8 protein-coding genes are annotated in these 12,471 nt (G+C 54.5%); 6 read left to right on the plus strand and 2 right to left on the minus strand.

What is annotated here, in order from left to right:
- Positions 1-1,767, minus strand: a complete 1,767-nt coding sequence (gene cydD / locus ABRZ28_RS12060; RefSeq protein ID WP_330520354.1) for a heme ABC transporter permease/ATP-binding protein CydD — start codon at positions 1,765-1,767, stop codon at positions 1-3.
- A gap of 216 nt (positions 1,768-1,983) precedes the next feature.
- The gene (gene trxB / locus ABRZ28_RS12065) at positions 1,984-2,946 is read right to left on the minus strand and encodes a thioredoxin-disulfide reductase (RefSeq protein WP_319602776.1); all 963 of its coding nucleotides are present in this window, start codon (positions 2,944-2,946) and stop codon (positions 1,984-1,986) included.
- Positions 2,947-3,475: 529 nt separating this feature from the next.
- Here trxB and lrp point away from each other — a divergent pair.
- From lrp to ABRZ28_RS12095, 6 genes are all read left to right on the plus strand, one after another.
- Complete coding sequence (gene lrp, locus ABRZ28_RS12070; protein WP_172288140.1) at positions 3,476-3,970, plus strand: leucine-responsive transcriptional regulator Lrp; 495 nt, start codon at positions 3,476-3,478, stop codon at positions 3,968-3,970.
- 116 nt (positions 3,971-4,086) lie between these two features.
- Positions 4,087-7,395, plus strand: coding sequence for a DNA translocase FtsK 4TM domain-containing protein (locus ABRZ28_RS12075; protein ID WP_330520355.1), 3,309 nt, complete (start codon positions 4,087-4,089; stop codon positions 7,393-7,395).
- A gap of 174 nt (positions 7,396-7,569) precedes the next feature.
- Entirely contained in the window at positions 7,570-8,181 is a 612-nt protein-coding gene (gene lolA / locus ABRZ28_RS12080) for an outer membrane lipoprotein periplasmic chaperone LolA (RefSeq protein ID WP_319602942.1), read from the plus strand.
- 7 nt (positions 8,182-8,188) lie between these two features.
- Positions 8,189-9,532, plus strand: coding sequence for a replication-associated recombination protein A (locus ABRZ28_RS12085; RefSeq protein ID WP_330520356.1), 1,344 nt, complete (start codon positions 8,189-8,191; stop codon positions 9,530-9,532).
- Between the two features lie 105 nt (positions 9,533-9,637).
- Positions 9,638-10,933, plus strand: a complete 1,296-nt coding sequence (gene serS, locus ABRZ28_RS12090) for a serine--tRNA ligase (RefSeq protein ID WP_319602773.1) — start codon at positions 9,638-9,640, stop codon at positions 10,931-10,933.
- A 322-nt stretch (positions 10,934-11,255) separates the two neighbouring features.
- Entirely contained in the window at positions 11,256-12,407 is a 1,152-nt protein-coding gene (locus ABRZ28_RS12095) for an MFS transporter (protein ID WP_319602772.1), read from the plus strand.
- Positions 12,408-12,471 lie beyond the last annotated feature (64 nt).

Consider the following 12,471-nt stretch of genomic DNA (forward strand, 5'->3'; position numbering starts at 1 on the left):
TCACAACACTCCCTGACGTTGGGTGATGAGCTCGGCAAAGGCGCCTGGCCGTGTGCTGAGCGTCTGATAATTCCCCTGTTGTATTAACTGTCCGTCGTTCATCACCCAAATCTCATCGTAATCGATAACGTCATTCAGTTGATGGGTGACTAACAACGTCGTCTGATGACGCGCGGCGGCGTTTAACGCCGCCATTATCCGCTGTTCGCTGTCGGCATCCAGACTGGCGGTCGGTTCATCGAGCAGTAACAGATTGCCTGGCTTGATGAGCGCGCGGGCTACCGCGATACGCTGCGCCTGGCCGACGGAAAGACGCGCCGCGCCATCGCCGACCAGCGTATCCAGACCCTGCGGCAGTTGCGGTAGAAACTCATGCACATAGGCGCGCTCAACGGCTTGTTGCAACTCATCCTCGGTGGCCTGCGGTTTGCCGAGCAAAATATTGTCGCGCAGACTTTGCTCCGGCAGATGCGGATTTTGTCCTACCCAGCTCAGCTGTCGTCGCCATGATGTCGATGACAGCGTATTCAATTCGATGCCGTTAACGCGAAGCGAACCGCGATAGGGCAGAAAGCCGAGCAGCACATTCAGCAAGGAACTTTTTCCTGCGCCGCTGATCCCCACCAGCGCAATTCGCTGGCCGGCGCCCAGCGTGAAGGTCAGCGGCTGTGTCAGCGGGGCGCCATCGGGCGCCAGAACGACCAGTTCGCTGGCCTGGATTTCTATCGCGCTATCATTACTGAATTCATGTTCGCCGAAACCGACCGTTTCGCCTTCCGCCGCCAGAAAGGTTACCAGTGACTCCGCCGCGCCGACGGCCTGGGCCTTCGCGTGGTAAAACGTGCCTAAGTCGCGCAGCGGTTGGAAAAACTCCGGGGCCAGAATTAAAACCAGAAATCCGGCGAACAACGTGACGCCTGCGCCGTAATGACCGAAATTCAGCTCTCCCAGATAGGAGAAACCAAAGTAAACGGCGACCACGGCAATAGATATGGAGGCGAAAAACTCCAGCACGCCGGAAGAGAGAAAAGCCATGCGCAGAACTTCCATGGTGCGGCTGCGGAAGTCTTCGGACGCGCTGCTGATTTGCGCCGTCTCCGCACGTCCCCGGTTAAACAGCCTCAGGGTTTCCAGACCGCGCAACCTGTCCAGGAAATGGCCGCTTAAGCGCGCCAGCGCCAGAAAGTTACGGCGGTTGGCATCCGCGGCGCCCATTCCCACCAGCGCCATAAAGAGAGGGATCAGCGGTGAGGTCAGCAACAGAATCAGGCCCGCCGCCCAGTTAATCGGGAAGATCGTAATCAGGATGAGCAGGGGAATCAGGGCGGCAAGATACATTTGCGGCAGATAGCGGGAATAGTAATCCTGCATATCTTCGATCTGTTCCAGAATCATGCTGGCCCAGCTTCCGGCCGGCTTGCCCTGAACCCAGGCCGGCCCTAATTGTTGTAGCCGATCCAGCACCAATTTACGGATTTGTCGCCGGACGGCCTGACCGCACATAAAGCCGACCTGTTCTCGTAGCAGGCTGTTCAGCGCTCGCAAGACAAAGGTCGCGGCCAGCAAAAGGAAAGAGGAAAGCAGGGAGTCACGCGGCGCGTGCTCGATAATCAAGGCATGCAGCAGAGACGCCAGCAGCCATGCCTGCGCGACAATAAGTATCCCACTCAAAAATCCCAGTAACAGTGAGAGGCGTAACCAACGTTGCGCCAGTTTGCTTTGTTGCTTCAACCAATGAGTGAGTTCTTGCTGTCTGTTTTTTTTCATCAGATGCCGGTTCGTTTTGAGTGCGGGATTGTTGATTGAAAATAACGCTTATATAACCGTTGCTTAACAACCACGGACTTCAATGCTCAGAATGGCGCCATGTTACCTCGACAAAAGCGCTCTGCAAACGAAAAGGCGGGAGATGATCAATTTTTGTGTCGCGTGCGGGGGAAATAGCCATCCGGAGAAAGGGCGCGCCCGGATGGCGAAGGCATGTTATTTGGCGGAGGCTAATCCATCCAGGTAACGTTCTGCGTCAAGCGCGGCCATACAGCCGGTGCCGGCGGATGTAATCGCCTGACGATAAATATGATCCATGACATCGCCGGCGGCAAAGACGCCGGGAATGCTGGTCTGGGTTGCGTTGCCGTGAATACCGGATTGCACCTTGATATAACCATTTTCCAGTTCGAGCTGATCGCCGAATACGCCGGTATTGGGGCTATGGCCGATAGCGATGAATACGCCGGCCAGTTCCAGCTCTTCAGTGGCGTCCGTGCGCGTGTCGCGCAGGCGCACGCCGGTTACGCCCATATCGTCGCCAAGAACTTCATCAAGCGTACGGTCGGTATGCAGGATGATATTGCCGTTTTGCACTTTATCCATGAGGCGATCTATCAGGATTTTTTCTGACCGGAAGCTGTCCCGGCGATGGATCAAATGAACCTCGGCCGCAATATTGGACAAGTACAGCGCTTCTTCAACCGCGGTATTGCCGCCGCCGACCACGGCCACTTTCTGATTGCGATAAAAGAATCCGTCGCAGGTGGCGCAGGCGGACACGCCTTTACCTTTGAACGCTTCCTCGGAAGGCAATCCCAAATAACGCGCGGATGCGCCGGTTGCGATGATCAAGGCGTCGCAGGTGTATTCATCGCTATCGCCAAACAGGCGGAACGGGCGCGTTTGCAAATCTACACGCTGGATGTAGTCGAAGATGATTTCGGTATTGAATTTCTCCGCATGGGCATGCATGCGCTCCATAAGCAGAGGACCAGTCAAATCTTCTGCGTCGCCCGGCCAGTTTTCTACTTCGGTAGTCGTCGTCAACTGACCGCCTTTCTCCAGCCCGGTAATGAGCACCGGCTTTAAATTAGCGCGGGCAGCATAAACTGCGGCCGTGTAGCCTGCCGGGCCTGACCCCAGAATCAATAACTTGTGGTGTTTAACGGTACCCATGAGTTCCTCATTTCACGATGACGGACAATAGCGGTGATTGTAAGGAAATTACCCGAGTAAAAAAAGCGTGTGGCGAAGTTGTTAGCTATTTGTTTAATCGCTGACGACGATGATGGCAATAAATGGCTGATAGATCAGCCATATTCATAAGTAAAATGACTGACAGCGCCCCGGAGCGCCGCTCTGCCTTATTTGATTTGGTACTTTCTTCTGATTTTAGTTGTTTTACTTTGACAATCCGCTGCGCTTTTGCGAAAACATCTGGGTAAGAGGAAATTTTTTGTATGTGAATAGTTGAAAGCTCGGCTTTTTATTCGTTGCCTGTCTGGCTGGTCGTTGCGCCACGGATAAATCGCTTTTGCCTGGTTTGATATTTTCCTATAGCGCATGGCGATAACGGATAGTAACGCAACGGGCTATGACGTTTGATATACAAAATAGACAGCGGGTCTTCTTTAGGGTGGCTCTGATACATTGAAGTCGGTCGGAGTGTAGCAGGAGCAGGGAAGAATGAAGAGAGACAATAATAATGGTAGAGACTAAAAAGCGGCCAGGAAAAGATCTCGATCGTATTGATCGCAACATCCTGAACGAATTACAAAAAGACGGGCGTATTTCCAATGTTGAACTTTCCAAACGGGTTGGCTTATCACCGACGCCTTGTCTGGAACGTGTGCGTCGCCTGGAGCGACAGGGCTTTATTAACGGCTACACCGCGCTGCTGAATCCGCACTATCTGGACGCCTCGCTGCTGGTTTTCGTTGAAATAACGCTAAACCGCGGCGCGCCCGATGTGTTTGAACAATTCAATTCAGCGGTGCAAAAACTTGAAGAAATTCAGGAGTGTCATCTGGTTTCCGGTGATTTCGACTATCTGCTGAAAACCCGCGTGCCGGATATGTCGGCGTATCGTAAGTTGCTGGGTGAAACACTGCTTCGACTGCCGGGCGTCAACGACACCCGCACCTATGTGGTGATGGAAGAAGTTAAGCAAAGCAACCGTCTGGTCATTAAGACCCGATAATTGCATGGGTGCAAAACCCGATAAATTCAGCTACACTCCTGTGAATTTATACAGTTTCAGCGCCGGGTCTTCCTCGGCGCTTTGTCATAACCTTTTACAGGCCCCTGGAGAGACTCTTGAGCCAGGAATATACAGAAGATAAAGTCATTACCCTGAGGAAACTCAGCGGTACCCGCCGTTTACTTGAAGCGATTTTGATCGTCGTGGCGCTGTTTGCCGTGTATATCGGCGTCGCGTTGCTCAGTTTTAGCCCGTCCGATCCCAGTTGGTCCCAGACCGCGTGGCATGAGCCTATCCATAACCTTGGCGGTGTGGCGGGCGCCTGGCTGGCGGATACCCTGTTCTTTGTTTTTGGCGTGCTGGCTTATGCCATTCCGCCGATTATGCTGTGCCTGTGCTGGTCGGCTTTTCGCCAGCGCGATAACCAAAACTCGGTTGACTATTTCACCTTTTCTTTACGCCTCATTGGTACGCTGGCGTTAATTCTGACGTCCTGCGGCTTAGCCGCGTTGAATATCGACGATCTCTACTATTTCGCCTCCGGCGGCGTGCTGGGGAGCCTGCTTGGCAGCGCGATGACGCCCCGTTTTAATAACATGGGGGCGACGCTGATTCTATTGTGCGTCTGGGCCGCGGGGCTGACGTTGTTTACCGGTTGGTCATGGTTGACGATTGCGGAAAAAATAGGGGCGGCGGTATTGGGCTGCCTGACGTTTATGTCCAACCGTTCACGTCATGATAGCGAGCCTGACGACCAGGTTCTGAACGAGGCCGAGCTTCCGGCGCATCAGTCTGCGCCGGTCGCATCCATAGATAACGAAGATGCTGTGTTGTTTTCCGCGCCGTCGGTGAACGATGCCGATCCCGAGGTGCGGGAAAACGCCGCTTCTGCGCCGGAACCGGCGACGGAATCAAGGCCGGCGGAGGGCGAAGCCCGGCATGAACCGACCGAGTCCGTACAGCCCGTCGCGCAACCGATTGATGCCGCATCAACGCTTAATCCGCCGTTGTATTCATTCGAGGTGCCTGAGTCAGCGCCGGCAACGCCTGACGGCGGCGCAGAGGCTTATCATCCCCACGGCAGCGCGGATACGCCGCCGATCGCGCAACCGCAGGTTGAACATCCTATCGATCGCTCGCCCGGCGCGGCGTCGGCTGAAGCCTCAGAAAACGCGAAGATGTCATTTACGGCCAATAATACGTTTATGCCGGCCTTCAGCGCTGATGAAGCAGGGAACCCACAGGTCAAACAGGGCGTCGGGCCTGAGTTGCCGAGACCCAATCCGGTGCGTATTCCAACCCGCCGGGAACTGGCTTCCTACGGCATCAAGCTGCCGTCGCAACGTCTGGCCGAGCAGCAGGCCAGAGCGTCGCAGATGAACAGCGATACCGCCGGCGACCCGGCGCATGATGAGGCGACGCCGGACGATATCGCTCAGCAGGAAGCGGCGCTACAGCAACAATATATTGAGCAACAGCGTCAGCGTTACGGCGAAGAATATCCTTTGCAGGAAGAAGACGAACAGGCGCTATTGCAGGCTCGACTGGCGGAAGATTTTGCCGCCCAACAGCAGACGCGTTATGACGCGAAGGAAGATCACGCCCAGAAGCATGAGCCGACGTTGGATCGTTCCGCCTTGTCTAATTTACCGGGCAGCCAGGTACTGGGTTTTTCGCCCCTGGCCGATTTGGTCGATGACGGCCCCAGCGAGCCCTTGTTCACGCTGCCTGAGCCTTCAGTACCTGTGCAAACGCCTCACAATGCGCCGACGGCGTCGCGTGTCGATGAAAGCGCTGACTTCCATCAGCCGGCGCAGGCGATGTCCGCGGCCGAAGATGCGGACTCTGAGGACGAACAGGCGCCGGCGGCGCGCCAATCGATAATGGATAGCCTTATCCATCCATTCCTGATGCGTAACGATCAGCCTTTGCAAAAACCGACGACGCCGTTGCCGACGCTGGACTTACTGACGCCGCCGCCGGCGAGCGAGGCGCCGGTGGATAATTTCGCGCTTGAGCAAACCGCGCGCCTGATTGAGGCTCGCCTGAGCGATTACCGGGTAAAAGCCGAGGTCGTCGATCATTATCCCGGACCGGTCATTACCCGCTTTGAGCTGGATTTGGCCCCTGGGGTGAAAGCGGCGCGAATTTCCAACCTGTCGCGCGATTTGGCGCGTTCGCTGTCGGTGGTGGCGGTGCGTATTGTCGAGGTGATACCGGGCAAACCTTATGTGGGGCTGGAGTTGCCGAACAAGCATCGCCAAACGGTTTACCTGCGGGAAGTGCTGGATTGCGCCAAATTCCGCGATAATTCTTCGCCGCTGGCCATCGTGCTGGGTAAAGATATCGCCGGGCAACCGGTGGTGGCCGATCTGGCGAAGATGCCGCATCTGCTTGTGGCCGGTACCACCGGTTCCGGTAAGTCGGTCGGCGTTAACGCCATGATCATCAGTATGTTGTACAAGGCGACGCCGGAAGAAGTTCGCTTTATCATGATCGACCCGAAAATGCTGGAGCTTTCCGTTTATGAAGGTATTCCGCATCTGTTGACGGAAGTCGTCACCGATATGAAAGATGCCGCGAATGCGTTGCGTTGGTGCGTCGGTGAAATGGAACGCCGCTATAAACTGATGTCGGCGTTAGGGGTGCGTAACCTTGCCGGGTACAATGAGCGGGTAATGGAAGCGAATGCGATGGGGCGTCCGATCCCCGACCCGTTCTGGAAGCCGGGCGACAGTATGGACATGACGCCGCCGGTTTTGGAGAAACTGCCTTATATCGTGGTGATGGTCGATGAATTCGCCGATCTGATGATGGCGGTAGGCAAGAAGGTTGAAGAGCTTATCGCCCGTCTGGCGCAGAAAGCGCGTGCCGCCGGTATTCATCTGGTGTTGGCGACCCAGCGGCCTTCGGTGGATGTGATTACCGGTTTGATTAAAGCCAATATCCCGACCCGCATCGCGTTTACCGTATCCAGTAAGATTGATTCTCGCACCATCCTCGATCAGGGCGGGGCCGAATCTTTGCTGGGAATGGGGGATATGCTATACATGGCGCCCAACTCGTCGATACCGGTGCGCGTACACGGCGCTTTTGTCCGCGATCAGGAAGTTCACGCCGTCGTGCAGGATTGGAAAGCCCGCGGACGACCCCAATATATTGACAATATCGTCAGCGGCGGTGATGACGGAGAAGGCGGCGGACTCAGCCTGGATGGCGATGAAGAGCTGGATCCGCTGTTCGATCAGGCGGTGGCGTTTGTGGTGGATAAGCGCAGAGCGTCTATTTCCGGCGTGCAGCGCCAGTTCCGCATCGGTTATAACCGCGCCGCGCGTATAGTCGAACAGATGGAGGCGCAAGGCATCGTCAGTTCGCCCGGACATAACGGCAACCGCGAAGTGTTGGCGCCGCCGCCAGTGGAATAAAGATAATAAGGGCTGCGTTTGCAGCCCTTATGCAAAGAAGCGTAAAAGCGGTCATTAGCAGACAATTCGCCTATCGCTGCCGGAGTGGGTTCAGCTAAAGTATTGACTACGCAGCGAGTCTGATTTCTTCACAGCGATTGCTGTGATGTCGGTAAATTCAAAGGATTTTGTATGATGAAGAAATGGTTGGTCGCCTGTTGCCTGGCGTCAGGAATAACATCCACGGCGGCGTATGCCGATGCCGCCGGTGATTTGCAAAGCCGACTCAGTAAAGTGAACAGTTTTCATGCCAGCTTCAGTCAAACGGTAACGAGCGCTGACGGCGCCGCCGTGCAGGAAGGCGAGGGCGAACTGTGGTTAAAGCGGCCTAATCTATTTAACTGGCAAACGACATCGCCGGATGAAAGCGTATTGGTCTCTGATGGTAAAACGCTCTGGTTTTATAATCCGTTTGTCGAGCAGGTCACCGCCACCTGGTTAAAAGATGCGACCGGCAATACGCCATTTATGCTGATTACGCGTAATGACGCCAGTGACTGGCGTAACTATGACGTGAAGCAAAAGGGTGATGATTTTGAGCTAACGCCAAAGTCGGCCACCGGCAATCTTAAGCAGTTTTCCATCAGCGTAACCAACAACGGCACCATTAAAAAGTTCGTCGCCACCGAGCAGGACGGGCAACGTAGTACCTATGTGCTGAAAAATCAGCAAAATAGCGCAGTTGATTCGGCAAAATTTACGTTTACCCCGCCGCAAGGCGTCGCGTTGGACGATCAGCGTCAGTGAGGTCCAGGTGAGTAATCTGTCACTTGATTTTTCCCGTAATGAGTTCCAGCCGCTGGCCGCGCGTATGCGGCCGGCCACGTTGGATCAATATATTGGTCAGCAGCATATTCTCGGCGCCGGCAAACCCTTGCCGCGAGCGATTGTCGCCGGCCAACTCCACTCCATGATTTTGTGGGGACCGCCAGGAACAGGGAAAACGACGCTGGCAGAATTAATCGGCCATTACGGTCAGGCTGACGTTGAGCGTATTTCGGCGGTGACGTCGGGAATCAAAGAGATACGCGAGGCCATCGAACGGGCGAGACAAAATCGTCATGCCGGGCGCCGGACGATCTTGTTTGTCGATGAAGTTCACCGCTTCAATAAAAGTCAGCAGGATGCGTTTTTACCGCATATTGAAGACGGCACCATAACATTTATCGGCGCGACCACCGAAAACCCCTCTTTCGAACTCAACTCGGCGCTGTTGTCCCGCGCCCGCGTCTATTTGCTGAAGGCGTTGACCGCGGCGGATATTGAGCTAGTGCTGCAACAGGCGATGAATGACAAGGAGCGGGGATATGGCGCTCAGAATATCGTATTGACGGATGAGACCCGGCGGATGCTTGCTGAGCTGGTGAATGGCGATGCCCGCAGAGCCTTGAACAGTCTTGAAATGATGGCGGATATGGCTGAGGTTGACGCAAAGGGCATCCGCACCCTAACGCCGGAGCTGCTTAAGGAAGTGTCCGGAGAGCGCAGCGCCCGCTTTGATAACAAAGGCGATCGCTATTACGATCTGATCTCCGCGCTGCATAAATCGGTGCGAGGCTCAGCGCCCGATGCCGCGCTGTACTGGTACGCGCGCATCATCACCGCAGGGGGCGACCCGCTCTATGTCGCCCGTCGTTTGCTGGCCATCGCTTCCGAGGATGTCGGCAATGCCGATCCTCGCGGCATGCAGGTGGCCATCGCCGCCTGGGACTGCTTTACCCGCGTCGGTCCTGCCGAGGGCGAGCGGGCGATTGCCCAGGCGATTGTGTATCTGGCCTGCGCGCCGAAAAGCAATGCGGTGTATACGGCGTTCAAGGCGGCCTTGCATGACGCGCGTGAAAAGCCCGATTATGACGTACCGGAACATCTGCGTAACGCGCCCACTCGCCTGATGAAAGAGATGGGGTTGGGAGCGGAGTATCGTTACGCCCATGATGAACCCAATGCTTACGCGGCCGGTGAGAGCTATTTCCCGCCCGAGATGACGGACGTGCAGTACTATACGCCGTCGCCGCGCGGGCTTGAGGGAAAAATTGGCGAAAAGCTCGCCTGGCTCGCCGCTCAGGATCAAAATAGCCCGACAAAACGCTACCGCTGAACTAAGCGTTGCGGTAAGGTTAGCGAGGTATTTCTGACTCCCGGCCGTGTAACATGCGCCGTGTACGACAACATTCCATTTGATAATCATAAGCACAGGATTAGCATGCTCGATCCCAATTTACTGCGTAACGAGCTAGACGCAGTCGCCGAAAAACTACAGGCTCGTAGAGGCTTTACACTGGACGTTGATACGCTGCGCAAGCAGGAAGAACGCCGTAAAGTTTTACAGGTAGAAACCGAAAATCTACAGGCGGAACGTAATTCCCGATCGAAAGAGATTGGCGCAGCCAAAGCCCGTGGTGAAGATATTGAACCGTTGCGCCGCGAAGTTAACGCGTTGGGTGAAAAACTGGATGCCGCCAAATCAGAATTGGATCAATTGCAAGCCGAGATCCGCGATATAGCTCTGGCTATTCCCAATTTGCCGGATGACGCGGTTCCTCTTGGTAAAGATGAGAATGACAACCAAGAGGTTAGCCGCTGGGGCGAGCCTCGCCAGTTTGATTTCAAGGTACGCGATCATGTGGAACTCGGCGAGATGGCCGCCGGGGTTGATTTTGCCGCCGGCGTCAAGCTGGCAGGCGCCCGCTTTGTCGTCATGAAAGGACAGGTCGCGCGCCTGCATCGTGCGCTGTCTCAATTTATGCTGGATTTACATACCCAGCAGCACGGTTACCAGGAAACCTATGTGCCTTACCTGGTTAACCATGAGACGCTGTACGGTACCGGACAACTGCCGAAATTCGGCGAAGATCTATTCCACACCAAACCATTAAGCGAAGAGGCGGATACCAGCAACTATGCTTTGATCCCTACTGCTGAAGTCCCGCTGACGAATCTGGTGCGCGACGAGATTCTGGAAGAAGAGTCGCTTCCCCTGAAAATGACGGCGCACACGCCCTGTTTCCGTTCGGAAGCCGGTTCTTACGGCCGTGACACGCGCGGTCTGATTCGTATGCACCAGTTCGACAAAGTCGAGCTGGTACAGATTGTACGGCCGGAAGATTCCATGCAGGCGCTGGAGGAATTAACCTCGCAAGCTGAAACCGTGTTGCAGTTGCTGAAACTGCCGTATCGTAAAGTGCTGCTGTGTACCGGAGATATGGGATTCGGCTCCTGTAAAACCTACGATCTGGAAGTCTGGTTGCCGGCGCAGGATACGTACCGCGAGATCTCTTCCTGTTCCAACATGTGGGATTTCCAGGCTCGACGTATGCAGGCGCGTTGCCGCAGTAAGAGCGATAAGAAAACCCGTCTGGTCCATACGCTGAATGGCTCCGGTCTGGCGGTAGGCCGTACGCTGGTCGCGGTGTTGGAAAACTATCAGCAGGCCGATGGGCGGATTGAAGTACCCGAAGTGCTGCGGCCCTATATGGGCGGCCTGGAATTTATCGGCTGATACCCGTGTTTTGTCCCCTAAAAAAAGCGCCTGACGGCGCTTTTTTTTATAAAAAGACACGGCAATATTTTTTAATCAAGAACGCGATCTTTTTACCTCCCAAAAGGTACCTCGACGTTATCTCTTTAATGAAATCTATTTAAAATCATTGAGGTAGATATGGTCTCTCATTCCTGCTTATTACTTTGTAATTCTGTTTGATTAATTATTTAAATCAATGCGGAAATAAACATTTTTTATCCGAATAAACCTGGATTGACTTTTAAATACGCAGTGGCATGATGCGCTCATTCTTTCCGGTTGCATGGTTAACCATTTCATTATGTCTGCTTACTCTCGCCCAGTGCTGTTATTGCTCTGCGGCCTTTTGCTGTTGACGATTTGTATCGCCGTGTTGAATACATTGGTGCCAATTTGGCTAAGTTATCAGCAACTTCCTACCTGGCAGGTTGGGCTCGTTGGGTCATCTTATTTCAGCGGGAATCTGGTTGGGACATTATTGGCCGGCAAGTTAATCAAGCATTACGGATTTAATCGCAGTTATTATTGCGCCGCATTGTTATTCGGCGTCGCGACGATTGGATTGGGCATTTCCGTCGATTTATGGAGTTGGTTATTCTGGCGTTTTCTGGCCGGCATCGGTTGCGCGTTAATTTGGGTTGTGGTTGAAAGCGCATTACTCTGCAGCGGTTCTCCCTCGCACCGCGGACGGCTTTTAGCGTCCTATATGATGGCCTATTACATTGGCAGCGTCGTCGGGCAGTTATTGCTTGGCGTGGTGTCGACCGAATTGCTGAGTGTTTTGCCCTGGGCCGTGGCGTTGATCATCCTGGGGATGCTGCCGTTACTGTTTGCGCATATTCCGGGGCCGGTGACACAAGAACGCAAAGTGCATGTCTGGAAGATGCTGGTCGATCGCCAGGCGCGTTTAGGCGTACATGGCTGCGTGATTTCCGGCGTCATTTTGGGATCGCTATATGGATTAATGCCGCTCTATCTTTCTCATCAGGGAATGAGCGACGCGAGAGTAGGGTATTGGATGGCGCTGCTGATCAGCGCGGGTATTGTCGGCCAGTGGCCTGTCGGACGCATGGCTGACCGCTATGGACGCCTGCTGGTTTTGCGGGTGCTGACTTTCGCTGTGATTGTCGGCTGTCTTGCCATGCTGAGCGTTAGTCATTATGCAATGGCGCCGGCTTTATTTATTTTGGGATGCTCCGGCTTTACGCTGTATCCCGTCGCGATGTCCTGGGCGTGCGAAAAAGTTCGGCCGGATGAACTGGTGGCGATGAATCAGGCGCTGCTGCTGAGCTATACGCTAGGCAGCCTGGTCGGCCCCAGCCTGGCGGCGATCTTGATGCAAACCTATTCCGATCGCCTGTTGTTCGTGCTTATTGCGTTAGTGTCGCTCTGTTATCTGGTCATTTTGTTGAAGAAGGCCGGTCACCATCCGAAACCTCTGGCTACCGCCTGAGGACATAATAATAAACCGGCCAGCGTTTTCGCTGGCCGGTTTATTTTGGTCGGATGCTTGTCGC

The organism is Brenneria sp. g21c3, from assembly GCF_040240345.1.
Classification (GTDB): domain Bacteria; phylum Pseudomonadota; class Gammaproteobacteria; order Enterobacterales; family Enterobacteriaceae; genus Brenneria.

Bases quoted from the DNA above. Each gene is read 5' to 3' on its own strand.
- lolA (WP_319602942.1), top strand. From the start codon at position 7,570: ATGAAGAAATGGTTGGTCGCCTGTTGCCTGGCGTCAGGAATAACATCC.
- ABRZ28_RS12095 (WP_319602772.1), top strand. From the start codon at position 11,256: ATGTCTGCTTACTCTCGCCCAGTGCTGTTATTGCTCTGCGGCCTTTTG.
- trxB (WP_319602776.1), bottom strand. From the start codon at position 2,946: ATGGGTACCGTTAAACACCACAAGTTATTGATTCTGGGGTCAGGCCCG.
- cydD (WP_330520354.1), bottom strand. From the start codon at position 1,767: ATGAAAAAAAACAGACAGCAAGAACTCACTCATTGGTTGAAGCAACAA.
- serS (WP_319602773.1), top strand. From the start codon at position 9,638: ATGCTCGATCCCAATTTACTGCGTAACGAGCTAGACGCAGTCGCCGAA.
- lrp (WP_172288140.1), top strand. From the start codon at position 3,476: ATGGTAGAGACTAAAAAGCGGCCAGGAAAAGATCTCGATCGTATTGAT.